A 22,229-nucleotide genomic window follows, 5' to 3' on the forward strand; every position below is an offset into this window, starting at 1 on the left:
CCTTAATAAATGGTTACAATTCCATTTCAATTTTCACCTTGAGCCCTTTCCCCGGGGCTGTGTGAATTTGAAGCTTTCCATTTAATGCTTTCACTCGTTCTCTAATTCCCGAAAGCCCCATGCTCATTGTGTGCTGATCAAGATGACTTGCATCAAAACCGACTCCATCATCCTCATAGTGAAGAACAACCTGATCTTTAATACAAATTAGCATAACTAACACTTGAGTGGCCTTAGAGTGCTTCAGGGCATTAGATAACAGTTCCTGAACAATGCGGTAAATATTCAGCTGTGAATCAATATCAATGTCCAATTCTTTATCAAAGCGTGTCGTATTCAGCCTAATATGAAACGGTGCTTCCTCCTGAATTTGAGAAGTTAGCTTCGATATCGCCTTTACTAAACCTAAATCATACAGCAGCTGAGGCCGAAGCTCATGACATGTTTCTCTCGTCGTTTGAATCACTTTAGACATTTGATCGTTCCATGAGATAAGCGAATTTTCAATAGATGTCGGGCATTGATTGCTTTGGAAATTCGTTAAAAACATCTCCGACTGCCTTTTTAGTGATATCAAGTCCTGGAGTACGGAATCATGAAGATCTCTCGCTAAATCTGAACGCTGCTTCTCTTCCATAGCAAACATGATTTTCTTCAGCCACGCAGGATTGGCCTCACGCTGTTTCAAATCGTCAAGATGCTCCATCAACTCTTCGATTTTGACGACATTTTCTAAACTGACACTGGTGTAAAATGCCAATGTTTTCAACCAAGAAATCTCATCGCGTGTCAATTTCGGTGTCTGTATATTGGATAAGCAGCAAATCATAAACGAGTGACCGCCCCGCTCGCCAATTTTCATCATAAACCCTTTATCAAGCTCGATGATTTTACCAACTTCACCTAAAATATCTTGAAATTGATCCACGTATTCTTTCCATAGCTTACTATCATTTGTTGATTCATCAATTTCAATAATTTGTCCGTCAGCCTTCACCTCAAGCACAAAGGCTTTATTCACAACAAGCACTTCTAAAATGGTGTATTTCAAATGATACAGCACTTGATGAAGTGATGATGCCTCACGAATAAGCTGCGTGAATTTAAACACGCTGTCCTGGTAATTATGCTTCTCTGAAAAACGCTTCAGACGAAAACGGAAATCTAGAATTTCTTTGAAATAGAAAACAGCCAGCATGAGTGTATAGGTAATTATTGCGAGCTTCAGTGTGTACTTCAAATCTTCTGGTTTTTGCAGAATATAAAACGTGACAACAACAAAAATGGTCGGTGTAATGGCAAGAAATCCATAGTATTTCAGTCTACTAATCAAAAAATCCATATTGTAAAGTTTGTTCGTCATGAATTGATACACGAGTGAAAAAGGAATGAGCAAGACAAAAGAAGTTAAGAAAAAGGGATCTACGACATAAATACGAAACAAAACATATGGAATTGCAAATAAAAAGATAAATGGACAAAATGCTATGATATTTATCATGACAAAAAACTTTAAAACAGACCCCTGCTCTGTCTCTTTATATTTCCGCATTCCATTGATAATCACTTTGAATGACATGATAATAGAAGCGAAAAAGAATAAAAGATTTAAACTTGGCATGTATCTGGCTATCACCGAATCAATTGGAACAATTAACTCTATTACTAGATTAATTATAGGAAGACTATATAAAAAGCGAATCGTTTTTTGAGTCGTTAAATGCAGGTCAAACTCTTTGAAATATTGATAAATGAAATGAATATAAAAGATAAATACACTTGATAAACAAAATGTGATGACATAATGGCTAAATCTATCACCAATACCTGAAGTACCTGCACTAAGATATCCGATACAAATCGTTAATAAAAATAAAATTAAAAGGAATGCTGATTTTCGTTGGGCCTCTTTGTTAATTCGAATGATAAAGAAGATACAAAATAAACAAATTGAATACAGAATGAGAGGAATTAAATAGACAAATAAACTTTCTTGACCAATCAATGTCTTATTTTTTAGAGTGATCATTTGGTTGCCTCTTTGAATATCAATTCTTTGCACATTCCTAAGCTCACCATTGATCAAATGATCTTTGTTGTTAGCAGGTTCCCCATTGATTTTAAGTATAATATCTCCTTCTTCTAATCCTGATGTGTAGGCTAAAGAAAGATATTCAACTTTGACAACTTCTGCTTGACCGTTCTTGTTCTCCGCTACACGTGCTCCATTAAAAATATCAAATACATAAATATATGAAACATAGATCACAAATAAAAAAGACAGAAAAACCAAAAAAGCAGATAGTTTCGTATAAGTTATCTTCATGTATAAAACATCCTTAACTGGAGAACTTTTAAATCATTTTTTAAATGAATAGTATCATTTATAGTACCATATATAATCTGCAGACATTTGCCCTTTTTTAATGCCTTGAATAATTACTTTCATGGTTTGCTCATCTGTGTGAATTAAACTTGCATTCCCTAAGTCCAATTCATTCACAACACCAGGATTTTTCACTAAATATGCAATAACATTTTGAATGTTCAACCATTGCCCTCCTTTGTCATAAATGCACATAATTGTTCCTTCTTCTTCCCAGGTAAATCAAGTTGTTCCATTCCTCGCTTCATTTTTAACAGCATAATCTCTCTCATCGATACCATGTACTGAGTCAAACCAGCTTCAAGTAACTTCTGCTTCAGTTGAAACGGCTTTTGCTCAGACTCATCCAGCCGGTTAGAAAAGAAGGAAAGAAGCTCTTGACTGGCATCGTTAAAACGTCTTTGTAAATAACTGAATGCCAGCGTTTGTTTTTTTTGAAAATCTCCGTTTGATTTTGAAAATAACGCAAAAAAATCGTTACTGATCTGTTCAGCAACACCATAATATATCGAATAAGATTCCACAGTGGCGTTTATTTTTCCTGTCGCTAAATAAACACCCAGTACGCTAGAAAGAGCTGTTAAAGATCCTGATTTTTTCCTTAAAACCTCTACACACTCTTCTTCTGTTCCATGCAAATGACGCAAATCCTCGTGCTGCCCTTCCATTGACATTTTGATGAAATGGAACAATTTCTCTATTAGCTGAGAATTATTTTCACATATAGATGTGATGAATTGGATACTCACCGTATACAAATACGTAGATGCATTGATGGCCACTCCTTGGTCGACGTTCATCCAAGGATACGAGTCATTGTCCTGATCTTCAATATCATCTAATATATCGGCAGATAAAATGAGAAGTTCAATCCCCGCTGCCAGTTTTGTAATCGCTTGCTTGTCTTGTCCGCCAAATGCCTCATAATGCTGGTAAGCCAGTTGACCAAGAGGAAATTCTTTTTTTCTATCTGTAAATTTCAGAAGCAGCTTTTGTAAATCATTCTGCCTGACTGCATGTTGAATAAAATCAGACATATTCTGCTTGATTTTTGTATTCTCTAGATAGTTTAGCATACTCGATCTTGTACCTCACCCTTTCGTCTTTTATTTTACTAAAAAGACATGAGCAAATGTCCACTGACATCGCTATTTAACAATTATATAATAATATATCCTTTTTTTGTATGTATTTGGATAAAAAAAAGACTTGATGATTATCAAGTCTTTAAGAAATTTTCACATATTCATATTTGTCGTATTGATCAATGCTTTTGTTAATGTTATGAAGAGAAGCCGTTGTTTCTCTGATTTCGTTTTCAAGTTTCCATAATAATTGTTTAAGTTCTTCGATTTCATACTTTTCCATCGATTCCACTCTCCTTTTTTGGAAGATCAATGTATTTGTGTATGGTGATTGGGTCATAAGTATTTGATCTGTTACTAACAGTGTAAATGTAATTGAGTATTTTTTCACCGAAAAGTATGCACAAAACGTGTGCGCGATACCGCAAAATTCAATAGGTCTTTTTTCATCATTTTCTGACTTTTCAAATCATACTTTTATCTCAATTTCAAAGGAATTGCGTCATTTTTGCGACAGGAATAGGCATCATTCGTCACAATTCTCTCCTAACAGAACGTACGATCCCCTCTATATCTTCGGTTTTGCGTGTCATAGGTCAGACGACAGACGCTATTGTGGACACCGCAATTTTTTGGCGACATTCACCGAAATTGACCGCAAAAGTACCTATTTTTATGCTGGAATTACAAAGATAGAAAGATCATTTTGATTCTTTATTCTGATTTTCTACATACATTTAGAACAGATATCCGTCCAATTTCACGCCAATGAGAGAAGAGGTGACCATGTGTTTTACTATGTACCTTATCCTGCTTTGCAGGTTCCCGCAATGAGCAACGCATACCCGACGCGCACACCAATGACTTTTCCTCCAGTTGATGCCCACTCATTTCAACGAGCCGGAAAGGAATCAGCCCGTCTCGTTGCTGATGCTTCACTCATCACGCAGCAAATTTCCAGCTCCCTTCCGTTTGCGCAGCGCATCATGGAGGCTGCTGAGCGCTCTGATTCGACAAGTGTTATCCGAATGCTGAAGCAAATCGGGGTGAAAAGCGGCATTGATATCCGCTTTAGTCCAGAAGGCATTCGAATCTACTTGTCTCTTGCCTCCAGCAGACTTTTCCTTCTTTTACAGTGGGCATGACAAAGAAAAAGCCGCTCTCACGCGAGCGGCTTTTCTTAAGATTCAAACATTTTATGGCACCATTCAATGGCTTCTATATAACAGCCATAGGCTTCCTGTTTCGGGAGATTTCCATCGAACATTTCATCATCCCATTCATTTCGTTCAATACGTTTGGCCACACCTAGCACAAAAGAATAATCATTTTCATAGCCAAGCAGTGCCTCGCCAACTTCATCAGAAAGCGGCAGCTCCTTCACAAGTTCTGTAATATCTGCCCTGACAAGTGTATCAATGAGAGAAAACATGCCTGTCAGCATATAAGAGGCAGGGTGCTCTCGTTCAGTCCGATAGGCAATCAGTTCACACGTTTTGGCACGAATGAATGACATTTTGATAATTTCTTTTTGGCTTGAGTTAGCTTGGACATTCAGTTCTTTAAATGAAAGGATAAAGATCCAGCGCCGAATTTCATTAAACCCAAGCAGGATAATCGCCTGCCGGATACTCTTAATTTGATATAGACGTCTCATGCCGCCTGAATTCAGCATTTTTAATAATTGATATGATAGCGAAAGGTCACTTTCAATAAAATGAGTCACGGTCTGGATATTCGGCTGGTCCTTGCTTAACTCATTTAAAAGCTGATGGTACGCATGGAAGCTGGTCGATAATGCTCGTCCTGATATCACATGCGGCTCACTAAAGAAATACCCTTGAAACAGGTGAAAACCCGCTTCTAGCGCTTCTTCATATTCTCTTCTCGTTTCTACTTTTTCTGCTAGAAATCGAAGGCGATACTTTTTATACGTATTCAGAATAGCTCTTCGTTCTTGCGTTGTCGTTTTCAGAAAGTCAATTTTTAAAATATCAATGCAATAGAGGAGTTCCTCAAGCAGCTTGTCACTATAATGTGTTCCGTTTAGGAAGAAATCATCGAGTGCAATCGTATATCCCCATTTTTTTAACTGCTTACATCTCATAATAAGTGCCGGGGTAATCGGTACATTTTCTAATATCTCGATCACAAGCTGATGCGGATCAAAATAGGTGAGCAGATCAGATGAAAGCAAGCTTTCGGTGAAATTAATGTAGCATCGTTTTCCTTCTGTCAGTGTTTCGATGCCGATATTTAGAAAACTGTTGATAATGAGGTCCGTTGTCGCTTGATCACCGTCTTCAGCGCTATATGTATTGGTTTCACTATCTCTATAAAGCAGCTCATATGATACGACTTGTTCTTTTCTGTTAAAAATAGGCTGTCTCGCAACAAACACCCTCAACTGCTCCAATCCTCCTTTATGCCATGACAAACAAGATGTGCTTTCAGTATACCAAATGATTGCGCTTTTAGTTCATTTTCAATCGGTCAAAATTAAAAAAAGAGACCATCTGGCTTGATGATCTCCCTTTCTTCTAATCATTCGCTTTCATAAAGCTCTTTTTTGATTTTATTTTTCACATCATGGATAAACTGCATTTTATTATCCCAGCATTTTTGACTCAAATCGACTGGATATTCTTCTGGTTTGCTGATTCGTTTGTATTCCTCCCAGAAGAGTCCAAGACTGTCCTGCACGTAGGCTTGAATCGTTTGAATATCTGGATTGTCATACACAAGTTTACCTTGTTCAAAAATCGGTACGTGAAGATCTTTCGCCACAAAGTTTGTCACGAATTTACTAATAAATGTATGCACGGGATGGAACATTTTTAGTTTATCCTCACTATGAACATCTTCCTCTTCAAGTGCAATGTAGTCACCTTCAGAATGATGGTTCAATTGATTAATAATGCGGTACACCCGTTTACGGCCTGGTGTTGTCACTTTCTCTGGGTTAGATGAAATTTTGATGGTATCATTCATTTTGCCGTTTTCTTCAATGGACACCAGCTTATACACTGCACCGAGGGCTGGCTGATCGAATGCTGTGATCAGTTTTGTCCCAACACCCCACACATCAATTTTGGCGCCCTGTGCTTTTAAATTCATAATGGTGTGTTCATCAAGATCGCTTGATGCAATGACTTTTGCCTCATGGAATCCTGCTTCATCCAGCATTGTTCTAGCTTTTTTAGACAAGTATGCAAGGTCCCCGCTATCAAGTCTGACACCAATGAAGTTGATTTTGTCTCCAAATTCTTTCGCTACCTTAATCGCATTCGGTATACCTGATCTGACAGTATCATACGTATCGACTAAAAAGACACAGTCTGTATGTGTTTCAGCATATTTTTTAAATGCTGTATATTCATCACGGTATGCTTGTACAAGTGCGTGAGCATGTGTTCCTGATACAGGGATGTTGAAGCGTTTCCCAGCACGAACATTACTTGTTGCCTGGAAGCCGCCGATGAGTGCCGCTCTTGCTCCCCACATCGCCGCATCCATTTCATGTGCACGTCTTGTTCCGAATTCTAAAGCTGTCTCATCTTCAATGATTCCTTTAATCCGAGCCGCTTTTGTTGCAATCAGCGTCTGGAAATTCACGATATTGAGCAATGCCGTTTCGATTAACTGAGCTTCAACAAGCGTTGCCTCGATGCGCATAATCGGTTCATTCGCAAAGACAATTTCCCCTTCTCGCATTGAATGAAGTGTACCTGTAAAGGATAATCCGCTTAAATAGTCAATGAAATCGCTTTTATAACCAAGTTCATCTTTTAAATACGCGAGATCGCTTTCAGTAAAGGAAAAGTCCGATAAATATTCAATCGCTTTCTCTAAGCCAGCAAATACAGCGAAGCCATTGTCAAATGGAAGCTTTCTAAAGAAGAGTTCAAAGACTGCCTTCTTCTCATGTATGCCGTCTCTCCAATACGTTTCTGCCATGTTAATTTGATAAAGATCTGTATGTAGTGATAAACTGTCGTCATTAAACCGATGCTCCAACTTCCATTCTCCTTCCCTTACTTAACCACTTTCGCACCAAGCGACTGCTCAAAGTGAGAAAGTGCCCACTCGTGCCCCGCTTCATTAAAACTCGCCACAGCATTCTGGTGAATCACAAGTTCAAAGCCTTTATTGTACGCATCAACAGCTGTATGAAGTACACAAATATCGGTACATACGCCGGCTAAGTGAAGTTCCGTGATGCCGCGCTCGCGCAGTTTCATTTCTAATTGAGTGCCTGCAAAAGCAGAGTATCTTGTTTTTTCCATATAGTAGACATGTTTTAAATGTTTTGACGTGTGAAATAGTGAACTTAGTTGTCCATAAAGTTCAATACCCTCTGTTCCGCGAATATTATGGGGCGGAAATAACTTTGTCTCTGGATGATAAGGGTCCTCTTCTTCATGATGATCGACAGCAAAGACGACAAAGTGGCCTTCATCAATAAATGAAGAAGTGATCTCTGTGATCTTAGACTCAATCGCCTGTCCAGGCTTTCCGCATGTCAGTTTTCCATCGTCTGCAACAAAATCAACTGTATAATCAATACAAATCAACGCTTTGCCCATCCGCATCTCTCCCATATGCTCTTTTGAATCATTATATCTTATTCATTTCACTAGGGAAACCTATTCAACAGATTCATGAGAAAAAGCTTTTTGAAACAGTTCATCCTCTATATAGATGTGCTCCTGATTCACCGCAATTGGCATCTCTATGACAAGACCAAATGGAGAGTGCGCTTCATGATGATTCACCACTTTAAACGAACATCCAGCGGCATTTGCCATTTTGACATATTGAGAATAAGAAGCATAGGACAGTTCACCATTTAAAAGAAGGGATGCCTGTCGATTGGCCTTCAATACTTGCTCCACCTCATGATACGGTTTATTTCTTGATACCTGTCCCTTTGTCAGGGCGAGAAGCGCTCGTTCCCTTAATGAACCAAGAAACATTCTTCGTTCATCAGGTTTTGTTTCAGCATGTCCAAATATCCCCTGCTGCAAATAAAAGTCTACGGATTCTTCTTTCATCGCTGTTTTCACTCCTGGTTTCTAAATTTACATTTCTGTGACCCAGTGCACAATCTTGAGTGCGAGGTCACGGGCTTCGTCTGTTTCTACTCTTTCCATTAAAGATTGTTCAAGCGTATGGATGAGCTGCTCTTTTTCGTCCTCATACGCAATGGAAATACTCCATTCAATGTCAGGTACGGCTACAAGCGTTTTATATTCTTTTTTATTTTCATGTAAATATACATTGTAGGTCTTTGGTTGTCCGCTTGTGATGTGTGCTTTTCTAATTTTCATTTGACTCTGTTCACACCTCTTTTTTCTTCTTATATCCATTGTACCATAAAAAAAGACAGCTTCTGAAAAGGAATTCCCTTTCAAAGCTGGCTACGCATTAAAGCTCTTTTGCTGGCTGATCAGGTCTATATCCCACACAAAAGTGACATTTGGACTGTTAAAAAATTGGACAAGATCTCCTGCATTATAAGTCCCTGAACCACCGGCAGAGTGATCGACACTTTTTGGCGAAATGGCAAAAACATCACCGAAATGTGCTGCCCCATTTCCGTACACACGATCAATATGAATAGGCCCAACAATCGCTGGCATCTTTCCACCACCTTTTCTTACCTCATCATATGCCCAGCCTAAAATTACGTGTATGAAAAATAAAAAAGACAGCTGATCTGTAATCATCAGCTGTCTTTCTATGCGTTAAATGATTGAGGCTGGCCAAACAATGTAAAGTCCCAAAGCATTGTCGCATTCGGATCACTTGTAAGTGACATATAATCACCTGAATTAAAGGCTCCTGCCCCGCCAGTAGAGTGGTCTACAGCCAAAGGGGCAATGGCCAGGACATCACCGAAAGTAGCTGCACCGTTTCCTCCTAACGACTCGATATGAATAGGTCCAACGATTGCAGGCATCAGAATCTCCCCCTATCTGCTTATCACAATCATCTTATGCAAGAAGGGAAAAAGTGTGCATCTGTCCTAGACGTTTAAATGCTGTTCCTTACGAGATCGCTGACGCAGCTGCACCAATCTGACAATATTCAAGGTGATGGCTTTGAGCAGTGCATAGACAGGGACCGCAAAGATCATACCAAGGATTCCGCCAAAGCTTCCTGCCCCAATTAATAGCAGGATAATGGTCAAAGGATGTGTGTTGAGGCGTTTCCCAATAATCAATGGAGAAATAACATTTCCATCAACTTGCTGAACGACAAGAATCACAATCACTGTCACCACAGCTTTTCCAGGCGAATCAAGAAACGCAATAAGCACAGCTGGTGCCGCGCCAAGATATGGCCCAAGGTAAGGAATCACATTCGTGACCGCAATGATAATACCGAGAATGAGCGCATATTTCACACCAATTAATAAGTACCCGATAAAACAAGCCACTCCAACAAATAAACAGACGACAATCTGCCCTTGTATGTAAGCCGCAAGCGTATCGTTTAATTCTTTAAAGATTTTTAATCCTTCTTTACGGTAAGGCATTGGCAAAAATTGAACGAGCTTGTCCGGAAACTTATGTCCGTCTTTCAACATATAAAACAAAATGAACGGAACTGTGATCACAGCTAAAGCAATATTGGCAATCACACCAAACACAGCAGACATACTTGAAGCAATATTTTCCGGCAAATCTTTTAATGTCGAAACAATTGTCTGTTCAAACTTCGAGACGGAGACATAATCTTGGTTCATCATCCAAGTAAATGTTTTAGAATGCGAGAAGTCATTCATAAATTTCTGCATATCCGTCACATAACCAGGGAAGCTTTTGACAAGTCCACCGACCTGCGTGACAATAATCGGTCCCGCAGCATTCACAATGAACGTGATGAGTCCGATGAACAAAAGATAAATGATCAGGATAGCCAGTGTCCTAGGAATTTTCTTGGACAAAAATCGAACAATTGGATTAAAGATGAAAAAGAGAATTCCAGCCAGCAAGATGGGAACAAACAAGGTTGAAGCAAATAAAATAATCGGCTGAAATAAAAACGAAACCTTTGTTGATACATAAACAATGAGTAAAACAAGTAATATTTGGAATGTCCAGAAATGAACTTTAGATTTTAACAAAGATGCTCCTCCTGTTACGTATTGATCTTATTAAAAAACTACTATTCAACCCACCTTCTGTCAACTGCTTCTTGTTTTAGAACCTTATTTTTTGTAAAAAAAAGAACAATTGGTATATCATGCACTTTTTCCAGATATACATTCTGTAAGCATGAAAAAAGCAGACACCTTTGCGTCTGCTTGTTACACTCTTTCACTGTGATCAGGCATCACCGATACAATTTGCTGGATCCGCACATAAAAAACTGATTTCGCCCCCGCCTCAATGACAATATGATCCGGCATGACTTCCTTCAATTTTCCACGCACCGTATCTTTCACTGTTTGAACAATTAATCTCATACCGATTACTTTCTGCAATGTTTGATAAACATATGGATCAACTAATGAAACAAGCTGTGGACTTCCTTGTTGTGCCATCCTACCTGCCCCTTTACTTGTGTATTTACCCACAGCGTATGCAATGACCCATGTGAATGTCACTCAGGGCAAACCCACAACATAAATACCACATTTTAACATTTTATGTTATTTTACATCTTTTGGAAGTATAATAGATTGGTGCTGCCAACAACTTAAATCATTTGAAGAGGTGAATGATCTTGAAAAAACTCATCTGTCTCGCTGCTGTCATGCTCTTTTTTTCCTTTGCAAGTTATGCGTATGCAGGATCAATTGGAGATGAACCTGGGACACCGGGGAAGTGGTTTAAAGGAGAAGCGCCAGTTCAAAAAGACGAGTCAAAACCGCCACTTGTTTTTGTTCACGGCATTAACAGCTCCTCCTCCACATGGTTCGACCGAAACGACATGGCAAAGCAAGCTGTTCTGAACGGATACGAAAGCGCATTCATAGATTTGTATCCAGATCAGGATACGAAAAAGAATGGCAAACTATTAGCAGAAAAGCTAAAAGAAATCTATGATGTGTTCGGTCGAAAACTCATTGTGATTGGTCATAGTAAAGGCGGGGTGGATACACAGTCCGCACTCGTGTATCACAATGCCCATCCATATGTAGAGAAGGTCATCACACTTGGCTCCCCTCATTACGGGACGCCGCTGGCAGATTTAGCGTATAGCAAGGGCGGAAGCTGGCTCGCGGAAATTCTTGGACAAAAAAGCGATGCGCTCTATTCTTTGCAAACGGGGCTCATGGCGGCTTTTCGAAGTGAAACCGACAAGCTGGAGAAGTTTCCTCAAAAATACATCACTTATTCGGGATCGGAATGGGGAACATTTGGCGGGGTGCTGTACTTAGGCGGCATGTATTTAAAGAGCTTTGGTGCAAACGATGGCGCCGTCACGGTAAGCAGCACAAGACTATCATATGCAAACAATATTTTAACAGGGAAATGGGATCACAACTCCATTAAAAACGGCACAAGCATGTTTCCTGTGTTCCAGCATCAGCTGCTGGCAAATGCCGCAAGCACTGGAAAAGAAAATATAGAGAGCCCGAACTCTACTGAGCTGAATACAGATGTTTATGTGAAAGGCGGAGAAAGTGAAAAGGATAAAACAGAAGCGTTCTATGTAGAGGAAGGAACGAATGGCTTATCGATTCAGTGGTTAAATGAAAGGCGTGAGGCGCGGCCGGAAATCATCGCCCCAAATGGAGACGTCTTAACAAATCTGAAGACATCGGAAGCATCTTTCCCATATGAAGGCGCATTTTCGCACCATGTGCAAATCAATAAACCCGTTCCTGGAAAATGGACAATTCGATCAAATTCAGGAAAAAAGACTCCTTATTTGCTGCTCGTATCCTTTGATTCACCATTAAATGAAGAAATCAAAGCAGAGGCAGCGAAATTAGGGGATGATGCATCGACCCATTCAAGCGGTCTGATTAAACGATTAAGCAAGAAAGTAGAAACCTTTTACTTTAAGGATGCTCAAAAAGATCATCCTCTCAAAACAACTTCTTCATCAGCTGTTCAATTGAAAAAAGAAGGTGCTTATTCTGTCACGGTTCATTACACTGGACTCACTGCATCAGGTACATCAGCATTTAACCGTACCGTTATTCGCACATTGTATGTCGATCAGCATGGAAATATTCATGGTGACATTCCATACTAAACAGAACGTTTCATGGGCTGAAGTGCCTGTTGCACTTTCTGATCCAATTCCGTGATTTTTTTCATTGCAAGTGATTCGTCTATTTGTCTGTAATGGTGATGCCCGCCAGGCTCTTCATCCATTTCATCTGCTTTCTTAACGATTTGCTGGAGTGTGTCCTTATGAAGGTCGCCCTCTGGCAAATATGAATCCGTATGAAGCAGAATTGCAAGCGCAATATCTTTGGCTGCCTTTGGTTCCTCACCGAGGCGTATGAGCAGTTTGTGAGCACGCTCTGCGCCTTTAATGGCATGAATATCATTCCGTCTATATGTCTCGTAATCCCATTCTCCGCCAGCTGTATACCATTCATAGTGGCCGATGTCATGCAAGAGGGCTGCTTTCACAGCGAGATCTGGATTAATCCCTGCCTGCACCGCCAGTTTGAATGCGTGATAAGCACAAGCAATCGCATGGGCTTTACCTGAACGATTTAAATATTTTTGAGCGACTGGATGGGTGTAAACATCCATTAATGTAACCTTTCTCATGGAAACCCCTCCTTATCTATATTTTTAGCATCCTAACATATTCTGAAAAGAAACTCAAATGTTCTGTTATATTTTCTATGAGTCTCAAAAATAGCTTATGTCAAATGAGCTGTTTTTGCTTGTACAATACGAAAAAAGCAGTCGTTATGACTGCTTTTTTTCTTCTTTTCAGCGTGATATGAAAACCCTTGAAGTCTAGGAAGGCCGAGTACTGGCGCGGAGCGAATTTGACATTCGTGAGCACCAGCACGCAAGCCTGACACCGAATGCGAGGGTTTGCCTTACGCTGTAGCTGTCGTTATGACTGCTTTTTCACATACTCACGTGCATCGTAGACAGATCCGCCAGCTGGATCATCTCCTAAAAGATCGAGCAAAATCCCTGCGACTTCATCTGGACTCTTCAGTGTGCCTGTTTCATATAATTGCTGAAAACGGTCTATTTGTTCAAAGTCTTGTTTTGATGACTTCCGAATTTCCCCCTGCATATCTGTATCGATCGTGCCGGGTGAAAAGGAAAACGTGTTGATCGGATGCGCCTCGTCCTGCTGTTCCTCATGAAAAGTCCTCATAAACATATCGAGTCCTGCCTTTGAACTGCAATACGCACTCCAGCCTTTGTATGGGTTTTTCGCCGCTCCAGAAGAGAGATGAACGATCGTTTTCTTTCCGTTAAAAGATTGAGTCTGTTTGGCAAACACATGGCTCAGCAAAACAGGAATGACAAGATTCAACTTGTAATGCTGATGAAGCGTATCCTGTCCGCCTTGTCCAACGCGTTTGATAGGTGTAACCATTCCTGCGTTATTGACGAATAAGATGTCATCAGCATCTACCAGAGTTTGCGGCATGAGACTATGTTGAAGCCATTTGGCCGCTGCTTCTTCATCCGTCAGATCGACCTGAGTATGTGTGAGCTTTGGATGGGATATCGGCGATGCACTTCTTGCTGCTGTGTACACATGATCCCCGCGTGAAAGCAGCCTGTTCACAAGTGCTAGGCCAAAACCTTTTGATCCGCCTGTAACGATTGAAATTCGAATGACAATCTCCTCCCTTGATATCACTATTTTACGTAGTGAAACGGTGGGACATCAAGCAATCTGCATAAAGAAAAGCCTGCCTCTTTTAAAAGAGACAGACTATTTCTTTTCAGCCTTCGCATTCACCTTTGGAATCAGGATAATCATCACGACGAGACCAAGGGCTATCAAGAAACCAAAGATAATCGGAAGCAGTGCTGATGTCTGCTTCTCATGTTCATCCTCAGAAGGTGCTGATACAGCCGAATCACTAAAAGAGATATTCTTCTCTTTCATCATGTGAGCTGGTGTTTTGGGTGGGTTCTCTTTTAGATCACTGAAAAGCTGCGGAGAAAGAGATCCACCCGGGGCTTTAGGCGGTTCAGCAAAATGAATGTCTGTTTTGACCTTTGACGTTGTTTTACTTTGTTCATATTTCGTTTGATCCCTCAATATACTCGAGTTAATATTGAGCTCCTTTTCCTGATATTCATTCGGCTTGACATTCGTATCCGTATCTTCACCAGCAGCAAAAGCGGCAGGGATGAGCAGAAAAAGGGAAACGGCAGCGAGTGCCGCCCCTTTCACGAATAGATTAAGCTTCATGAGTCACATCACGTTCCTCTGTTTTATCTTTCCATAGCTTTTTCACAAGCGGTACGACCATGAAAAGGACAGTTAAAATCACTAACCCTGTGACGCCCATTCCAAAGGTGTCTCCATTTCCATATTGGATCGACAGGTACACGTCTGTCACTGGATTGGTAAAGTGGAAATTCGGCATCACCAAATCAATTAACGGTGCGACAAAGAAGAAAATAAGCGCCGTTGCTGCCATCCATCCGGCAATGGAACCGAAAAGGAAGGCCGTGCGAATAAAGGCAGAGCACGCCACTAATAACAAAATGGTGAAGATCGACCATTGAATGGCTTGATCATCTGCAAGTTTGTAAATGTTCAGTCCAAACAAACTGATCATGAGTCCGACTAATAGATTCAAGATGCCAAACAGTGCACCTTTGACCAGCATCGGAGCTGACGCATAATACGAGCTGAAAAAGCCAATTAACAAACTGCTGATCATCACAATGACCAAAATGACGACCGGCGGTACAGTCTGCGTTTTTTCTTCCGGCACATCGCCGCTGATTTTCAGCGGATTGGCTAAATGGTTATACACATAGTTGCTGTTGCCTTGATCACTTAATGTATTTCCTAAAATACCCTTTAAATCTTGCTGAACAAGTTTTGTAGAGTCGACATTCTTGCTCCAGTTTTCATTCAGCGTATCTGCTTTTTCTTGTACTGTTGTGACACTCTCTTCAATGTTATTCGTATAATCCGCCACCCCTTTTTGGCGGTCGGTTAACGAACTCATATTTTCAGAAAGACGAAGCACTTCCTGACCAATTGAATCCTGTGCACTGACAACAATTGAACTGCCTGCAAGGTCTGCTGTATATACCGCATCTCCTTGATCAGCCATTTGCTCAGCTACATTGTCCGCACTTTCAGCAATTGTCTGTAATTCCTGTTCCATGCTTGCCTGCTGAGTCGTGATGTACTCTGCATAACCATCTGAAAACTTCTGCATCTCATCAATAAAAGTAGACACATCATCGTTTGATGTCAGCATCTGGTTTTTGAGCTTATCCCAGTTTTCTGTTTCTTCTTTTTTGATGGAGAGGATGGACTGGATTTCTTCTCCTTTTGTGTCATATAGAGAAGAGTTATTAGATGGTTGATAGACATTTGCGATCATCAGCTCTAGCTGAGAGAGTTGATTTGAATAGTCCATTAATTTTTTAGTTCTTGTTGATTTCGTTTCAAATTTTTTCTCAAAAAGATTATCGCTAAAGACATTACTAATCGGTGAATTTCTGCGCTTCAGCTCTTTTACTTTGCTGACAATGGATGATTCCTGATTTTTGATTTCATTTGGAATGACATTATATCGATCTTGTAACGATAGAATCATCTTTTCAAGTTTATCTACTTTTTTCGTCAGACTCTCAAGCTCTTTACTCATTTGACTCACTTTATCTTTCAATTCGTCATTATGAGCAGCAGCTTTTTCTTGAATTTTCTTTTTCACTTCATCTAAGCGAGTTGAGAGTGCTTTTAGGTCATCCTGCGATGAATTCTTACTGCTAGTATCTGGCTGAGCAGGATTTTCACCGCTTTCACCTTGTTCCCCATCTTCAGTCGAAGGCGGTGTTTCCGGTTCTCCTAATTGATCCGCGAGTTCGTTCATCTCTATTGAAATTTGTGAGAGTTCATTTGTTTCTTCATCTAAGTTAATCCCAATCTCTTCTGGGTTTTCATTATCTTGGTCTGATGGCCCGTCATCATCAGAATCAACTGGCGGTTCCGGCTCGTCCATTAACTCTTGCCTTTTTGCTAATAGCTTTGTCTGCAGGGCTGATATTTTATTTCGATAATCTTCTAAGTAACGCTCTTCATACTTTTTAATCAGTTCTTCCTGAGACGCTTTCACAAGTTCCGTTAATCCCGTTGATTGCTTAGGAATAGCCTCTTCTCTCGACTTTTGAACAGATTGGATAGCGCTGTCAGTTGTTTTCAGCTGACTTTGTACCCCGTTGATGTCTGTTTTGAGTCCGCCCATTTGATCACTAAAGCTGCGGGCATTTTGGTTTTGAATGTCAGCGAGCTGCTTAAGCCCTTGCTGAATTTGCTTTTGGTTTGTTGATTGCGCTTTGATCAAGAGATCCTTTTGTTTGTCTTGATACTGCTGGTATTGATCGACTACTTTCACAAAGTCCTTTAACTGGTTCTTTGCTTCTTCTGTTGTACTCAAGCCGTCTTTATATTGTTTCTGTGAATCGGCCATTGCATTTTTTAATTCTTCTATTTGTTTCTTCTGCTGCTGTACGGCATCTGATAATTTGTTCGAGTTCGGTTTATAGAAGTTGTACATCGTATTTTGGAATTCGACTTCTTTGCCGACAATATGCTCAAACTCTTCTCTCACATTGCCAATTTCCTGTGATACAAAACTCCAGTATAGCGTTGACATCTGTTCATTCATTTTCTTTTGCGCATTTTCCAGCTCTCTTTGCACTTTCTCTTTATTGACTGCATTGAGCTGATCTTGAATCGAAAATTGAATGGATGCCTTTTCCGGATGGTCTTTATCATAGCTCAGCACATTTTTAGAGAAGTCAGACGGAATATAAAGGACAGCGTCATACTTTCTGTTTTTCAGTCCATTTTCCGCCGCGCTGCGATTCACTACAGTCCATGTATAATCAGGACGCTCTGACAATGCTGCCACAACATCCTGTCCGAAACGAGCCGTGTTTTCACTTTCACTCGCCCCCATATCCTCATTGACCACCGCAATATTTCGTGTGGCATTCTTCTTCTGTTTTGCCGGATCATCTCCAATCAGGTGGAAAAATAAAACCGGCAGCACAAGAATTAATATCATGGTGGATATGATTTTGATGGAGCTTTTTTGCTGCTCTGTCATTGAACACTCTTCCTTTCTACCGCACATAAAGGAACCTGGATTTTCTTCTCTTTCCCGTTTTCAACCAAATAGCCGAAGCCTGGCTGAATGTCTGGTTCTTGTCTTGCATACGGAAGCGGTATGATGTTTTGCTCTGATTTTTTCATGAGTAACATGGCATGACGAACTTGTTTGATTTCGTTTGTGAGTGCATCATAGCCCTTGCTGAACTCGGTATGATTCCCTGATGCAATCAGGCTGAAGCCTAAGTGCGCATATGACTTCATGAAATCAGCCAATTGATCTTGAAGACGCGGATCGATCGTCTGCTGAAAACGCGTAATGCCATCAATCACAAGCACAATTTGAGGAAATGACAGCTGATCGGTCTCCCCTCGGCGTACAGCTTCGACATACATCTCTTCTCGCACCTTGAATAAGCGGTCCATTTCTTCTGCCCATTCCGTGATATCATCCTTTGTTTCAAGGTAATCAATGTTCTCTTCTTTTGCATAATGGGATAGACCTCGATCAATTGAATCAAAGACAGCCAGTTTTTCAGGCTTTGCCACTAAAAGCTGATCAAGCATTAGTTTTGTCACATTTGTTTTCCCGCGCTGCGTTTGACCGATGATGAGGCAATGTTTATTCTTTTTCAAGTCAAAATAAACAGGTGCCACAGATTCCTCATCTAATCCGACTGGAATGTCATAAGGCGGTTTTTGTTCATCTAAACGACTCTCAAGCTCCCAAACTGTCAGCTTATCAGGAAGCATTGGCACAGGCTTTGGTTTTTCGGCTGCTTCAAAGCGGTCATGAAGAAGCTGTATCTCTTGTTTCAGATGCTCAAACAATTCGAGATCGTTCTCTCCTTCCACTGGCAGAAACATTTGCGCAAAATAAAGCTCTTCTTTGTTGATAATCACTCGTCCTGGGATCGGCTCTAAACTGAATTTCGGTCTGCCAATAATCGAGTACGCCTCTCCTTGATCCATTAAGTAATGGACAATCTTAGTTTTCAAATTGTTCATCAACGATTGACGCACTGCATTTACCCGAGTCGCCGTAATCAAGAAATAAATACCTAGTGATTGTCCGTCACGGCTCAGCTGAATAAATTCAGATTCGAGGTCATGCATTTCGTCTTTGACAATGTCAAAGTTATCAATCACGATAAAAATGAACGGAAGCTTTTTCTCATTTAAGGCATTGTACATTTTGATATGACTCATTTCTTGCTGTCTGAATAACCGCTTGCGATATTCAACCTCTTCCCGCAGACGCTTCATTGATTTTTGAATCTTTCTCATCTGATCCATTAAGAAATAATCCGCCGTATGTGGCAGTTTGGCTAACGGAAGCAATGTTCCGTTTCCGAAATCATAAATATATGCGTGCCATTCTTCAGGTGAATACCTCTCCGCAAAGCTCATCAATAGTGTTGTAGCAGCAAGTGATTTGCCGTAGCCGGAGGAACCAAAGATGCCAATGTTCCCATCTTCCATCATTTGATAAGAAAGTGGATGCTGGCTTTGCTGATCTGGTTCATCGACAAGCGCAAAATGGAAGACATGCTCTTCACTCGACGCATAACGTGTTTTAGGGATCCGCTCTTCAAGCGGTGGAAGCCATGGACTTGGCAGCTTCTCAATTCCAAGCTCTTGCTGCATACGTTCAATTTCATCCACAACAGCAGAAATTTCCGTCACTGTCTCTTTTTTCACTGCTGGCTCTGTGCTTACTCCTGATAACGGAATAAGACCGGTATCTGTCACAATGGCAATATCATCTTCTGACCCGTAGCCATCTTCCATATATGGTGCACCGCTCCAAGCTGATTGGAACAATTCATAAATTTCATTGTTGCCCACTTGTAAATAGCCTCGGCCTGTAACGGTAATGGACGCTGCATCACTATTTTTCAAAATTTCCTTACTATCTGACGCATCTTGCACTTTTAGTGCGACCTTAAAGCGGGAGTTACTCCAAATCTGGTCATCAATGACCCCGCCTGGCTTTTGGGTAGCTAAGATCAGATGGACCCCGAGGCTTCGGCCGATACGTGCAGCACTGACAAGCTCCCTAATAAAGTCTGGCTCTTCACTTTTTAATTCAGCAAACTCATCAGAGATTAAGAACAAGTGAGGCATTGCCTGCTCAGCCTTTTTCTCCTTGTAGAGCTTCGTATAATCATTGATGTGATTCACATGATACTGATCAAACAGCCGCTGTCTTTTCTTCAATTCACTTTTAATTGAGGCAAGCGCTCTTTCACTAAAGTTCTTGCTGCCTTCAATATTGGTGATCGTTCCAAGTAAATGAGGAATATTTCGGAACGGCTGCGCCATTCCGCCTCCTTTGTAGTCAATCAACAGGAAAGCAACTTCGTGCGGATGAAAATGTACAGCGAGCGATAAAATATACGTCTGTAAAAATTCACTTTTCCCTGATCCCGTTGTTCCCGCCAATAGTCCGTGCGGGCCGTGTGCTTTTTCATGCAGGTTCAGATCGACAATGTCGTTTTTCCCTTTATAACCGATTGGCACTGATAATGATTTGGCCGTTTCTGAAGTCAGCCATTTTTCACGAATGCCAATGTCATCTACCTGTTTGGCATGGAAAAGATCAAGGAATGAGACCGTCTCAGGAATCGAATTGGTCATACCCACTTGATGATCTAATGTTCTCAGGGTTCTGGCAAACAGTTCATTGTCCCCGCGCTGATGTGTATCAAGCTGAAACGGAATTCTTACTGCCTTCTTGTGCTGAATGAGAATATCCCCTTCTTCTTCGTTAATATAACGGACAAGCGTCGAAATATTTTCAGCTAAACTTTCCTTTGTTTCTGCTGCAAAGATGATGGAAATGCCAAGATCTGTCCGGCTGCCTTCTAAGTATTCTAAAATCACATGCTCGGCAATGAGCTCATGATTTGTCACGATGAACACAAAATGAGGCGTAAAGATTTTCTTCTCTTTTTCTTCTTCTAAATCACGCTCACGTAAAATTTCATAGATTGAGGACAACAGCTGATCGCGTGTTTGTTCGTTGTAAATAAACCCTTTGCCATATGTATGAGGCAGCTGGAAGTGCGGAAGCCATTTCATCCATTCCCAGTTCTCATACTCCTGCTCATGAAAGATAAAGACAAATCTCAAATCGTGATAGCTGTGCGAGAAAGCAAGCTGCCCGACAAGCTGATGAAGCTCATTTTTCACAATCGCAGGCTTCCCAATTAATCCTGTTGGACCATCCGCAAGACCGAATGTAATCGGGACATTCTTCACTTCACGATATACTTTTTGCATGTGCTGCGTTTGTTCCATTAAGTCATCAACATCCCGGTTGGCCATATCGCCGCCGCTCATCGATAATTCATAGCTTGATGGAACTGCGCCCGTTCCAAGACGCAGATGCAAGAAGTCGTCACTCACAAGCGTCTTTTCCCAAATGCGGCCGCTGATTTCTGATGTTAAATATTTCATTTGTTCAAATGACGGATAATGATACGTCAAAATATATTGCTGGCGGTCATACAGCTCTTGCAGCTCTTTCCGCTTATTTTCTAAATAAAGAGAATAGACTCGCTGCCGCTTCTCTTCTCGTCTTTTGCGCTGTGATTTTTCTTTAAAGTATTGAACGGACGATGTAATTAACGTCATGATAAACATCGCCATCGACACGACAATAAAGATTCCGCGCGGCTGGATAAGGGCGACAATCCCCATCACAAGGAGCATGACAAGCGGCGGAAGGACAACAAGCCAAAGCCCTCTGCTGTTATTTTCACTCTCCTGCGAAGGAAAGCTAAAGGATACCCGGTCATCTGGTAAATCATAAATCAAACGCGGTGTACGTCTGTATGAAGGGTATTTTTGTTTTGTTTCTGTGCTTGGCGGTCTTGTTTTTTCCAAGCGTGTTTGAAAAGGTTCGCAAGCTGTCACCTGTAATAAATCATCATCTATAAATGTCACCGTCAGAAAGTTCCAGAACAGCTCATCTCCGGCATAAACCTTCTCTGGACCGTTGATTTTCTTTCCGTTCACGTAAATCGTCTCGTCCTGAGGCATGACATACCATGTTCCTTCGATTTTCTCTAAAGTGAACTGGCTGGCCTCTTGAAACATGGAATGAGCTTGTTCTTTCCACACATCAATCTCATCTTTCTCCTCACGTGAAAAAGACAGCTCAACTCTATTTCCTAGGTAATAAATATGCTGATCATGATGTGCATCCATTAAAATAAGTGTAAGTGAACCAAGCTGATATGGTTCATGTGGAAGTAATTTGCCTTTCTTCTCATCCCCCTGATAAATAGTAAAACCATCATTCGGTTCATCAGGAGATAAACGAATTGTCCCTTCATCAAATGAAAGTGAAGGGATTGTCACCGTATGCTCTATTTCAGGTCCAATCAGAGCTTCTCGATTGAACTGCTCATCTAAACGGACGGTTTGATAATCCTCCTCATAAAAAACCCAAAGAAGACTCAAACGCTCCACCTCCTCATCGGACAGCA

20 protein-coding genes are annotated in these 22,229 nt (G+C 40.8%); 2 read left to right on the plus strand and 18 right to left on the minus strand.

The features are described 5' to 3' along the window. Positions 1–13: 13 nt before the first annotated feature. The 4 genes from NSQ72_RS14405 to degQ form a co-directional block, all read right to left on the minus strand. Entirely contained in the window at positions 14–2,326 is a 2,313-nt protein-coding gene (locus tag NSQ72_RS14405) for an ATP-binding protein (RefSeq protein WP_341084363.1), read from the minus strand. A gap of 54 nt (positions 2,327–2,380) precedes the next feature. Continuing rightward, positions 2,381–2,551 (minus strand): competence pheromone ComX, encoded by a 171-nt coding sequence (gene comX / locus NSQ72_RS14410; protein ID WP_181286101.1) that lies wholly within the window; start codon positions 2,549–2,551, stop codon positions 2,381–2,383. Further along, entirely contained in the window at positions 2,548–3,462 is a 915-nt protein-coding gene (locus tag NSQ72_RS14415) for a polyprenyl synthetase family protein (RefSeq protein WP_341084365.1), read from the minus strand. The genes comX and NSQ72_RS14415 overlap by 4 nt, the downstream gene beginning before the upstream one ends. A gap of 151 nt (positions 3,463–3,613) precedes the next feature. Continuing rightward, on the minus strand, positions 3,614–3,754 hold the full coding sequence (gene degQ, locus NSQ72_RS14420; protein ID WP_003213123.1) for a degradation enzyme regulation protein DegQ: 141 nt from the start codon (positions 3,752–3,754) through the stop codon (positions 3,614–3,616). 505 nt (positions 3,755–4,259) lie between these two features. Between degQ and NSQ72_RS14425 the strand changes: the two genes are divergently transcribed. Then, on the plus strand, positions 4,260–4,616 hold the full coding sequence (locus NSQ72_RS14425) for an inner spore coat protein (RefSeq protein WP_341084367.1): 357 nt from the start codon (positions 4,260–4,262) through the stop codon (positions 4,614–4,616). A gap of 35 nt (positions 4,617–4,651) precedes the next feature. Here NSQ72_RS14425 and NSQ72_RS14430 read toward each other — a convergent pair whose 3' ends face one another. From NSQ72_RS14430 to NSQ72_RS14470, 9 genes are all read right to left on the minus strand, one after another. Continuing rightward, on the minus strand, positions 4,652–5,878 hold the full coding sequence (locus NSQ72_RS14430) for an EAL and HDOD domain-containing protein (protein ID WP_047203313.1): 1,227 nt from the start codon (positions 5,876–5,878) through the stop codon (positions 4,652–4,654). Between the two features lie 137 nt (positions 5,879–6,015). Then, the gene (locus NSQ72_RS14435) at positions 6,016–7,488 is read right to left on the minus strand and encodes a nicotinate phosphoribosyltransferase (RefSeq protein ID WP_341084369.1); all 1,473 of its coding nucleotides are present in this window, start codon (positions 7,486–7,488) and stop codon (positions 6,016–6,018) included. A 17-nt stretch (positions 7,489–7,505) separates the two neighbouring features. After that, complete coding sequence (locus NSQ72_RS14440) at positions 7,506–8,057, minus strand: cysteine hydrolase family protein (protein WP_024425949.1); 552 nt, start codon at positions 8,055–8,057, stop codon at positions 7,506–7,508. A gap of 60 nt (positions 8,058–8,117) precedes the next feature. Next, a complete protein-coding gene (locus NSQ72_RS14445) occupies positions 8,118–8,525 on the minus strand; it encodes a YueI family protein (RefSeq protein ID WP_059375923.1) in 408 nt (135 codons plus the stop codon). A gap of 27 nt (positions 8,526–8,552) precedes the next feature. Further along, complete coding sequence (locus tag NSQ72_RS14450) at positions 8,553–8,801, minus strand: YueH family protein (RefSeq protein ID WP_024423330.1); 249 nt, start codon at positions 8,799–8,801, stop codon at positions 8,553–8,555. A gap of 90 nt (positions 8,802–8,891) precedes the next feature. Further along, positions 8,892–9,113 (minus strand): spore germination protein, encoded by a 222-nt coding sequence (locus NSQ72_RS14455; RefSeq protein WP_107163176.1) that lies wholly within the window; start codon positions 9,111–9,113, stop codon positions 8,892–8,894. Between the two features lie 98 nt (positions 9,114–9,211). Then, complete coding sequence (locus NSQ72_RS14460) at positions 9,212–9,433, minus strand: spore germination protein (protein ID WP_003213446.1); 222 nt, start codon at positions 9,431–9,433, stop codon at positions 9,212–9,214. A gap of 66 nt (positions 9,434–9,499) precedes the next feature. Next, entirely contained in the window at positions 9,500–10,603 is a 1,104-nt protein-coding gene (locus NSQ72_RS14465) for an AI-2E family transporter (protein ID WP_039181146.1), read from the minus strand. A 183-nt stretch (positions 10,604–10,786) separates the two neighbouring features. Next, entirely contained in the window at positions 10,787–11,023 is a 237-nt protein-coding gene (locus NSQ72_RS14470) for a YuzF family protein (protein WP_024423334.1), read from the minus strand. Positions 11,024–11,199: 176 nt separating this feature from the next. Between NSQ72_RS14470 and NSQ72_RS14475 the strand changes: the two genes are divergently transcribed. Next, positions 11,200–12,687: an esterase/lipase family protein gene (locus NSQ72_RS14475; protein ID WP_341084372.1), complete on the plus strand. Its 1,488-nt coding sequence runs from the start codon at positions 11,200–11,202 to the stop codon at positions 12,685–12,687. Here NSQ72_RS14475 and NSQ72_RS14480 read toward each other — a convergent pair. The 5 genes from NSQ72_RS14480 to essC all read right to left on the minus strand — a co-directional run bounded on the left by NSQ72_RS14480 (position 12,684) and on the right by essC (position 22,203). After that, positions 12,684–13,217: an HD domain-containing protein gene (locus tag NSQ72_RS14480; RefSeq protein WP_024423336.1), complete on the minus strand. Its 534-nt coding sequence runs from the start codon at positions 13,215–13,217 to the stop codon at positions 12,684–12,686. The two genes, NSQ72_RS14475 and NSQ72_RS14480, sit on opposite strands and share 4 nt — an antisense overlap. A 298-nt stretch (positions 13,218–13,515) precedes the next feature. After that, positions 13,516–14,259, minus strand: coding sequence for a (S)-benzoin forming benzil reductase (locus NSQ72_RS14485; RefSeq protein WP_341085036.1), 744 nt, complete (start codon positions 14,257–14,259; stop codon positions 13,516–13,518). Positions 14,260–14,358: 99 nt separating this feature from the next. Further along, positions 14,359–14,844 carry a type VII secretion protein EssA gene (gene essA, locus NSQ72_RS14490; protein WP_341040791.1) on the minus strand — a complete coding sequence of 162 codons (486 nt, stop codon included), beginning with the start codon at positions 14,842–14,844 and terminating at the stop codon, positions 14,359–14,361. Further along, positions 14,834–17,731, minus strand: a complete 2,898-nt coding sequence (gene esaA, locus NSQ72_RS14495; RefSeq protein ID WP_341084374.1) for a type VII secretion protein EsaA — start codon at positions 17,729–17,731, stop codon at positions 14,834–14,836. The genes essA and esaA overlap by 11 nt, the downstream gene beginning before the upstream one ends. Beyond that, positions 17,728–22,203 (minus strand): type VII secretion protein EssC, encoded by a 4,476-nt coding sequence (gene essC, locus NSQ72_RS14500; RefSeq protein ID WP_341084375.1) that lies wholly within the window; start codon positions 22,201–22,203, stop codon positions 17,728–17,730. The genes esaA and essC overlap by 4 nt, the downstream gene beginning before the upstream one ends. Positions 22,204–22,229 lie beyond the last annotated feature (26 nt).

The organism is Bacillus sp. FSL R5-0659, from assembly GCF_038008785.1.
Taxonomy (GTDB): Bacteria; Bacillota; Bacilli; order Bacillales; family Bacillaceae; genus Bacillus; species Bacillus safensis.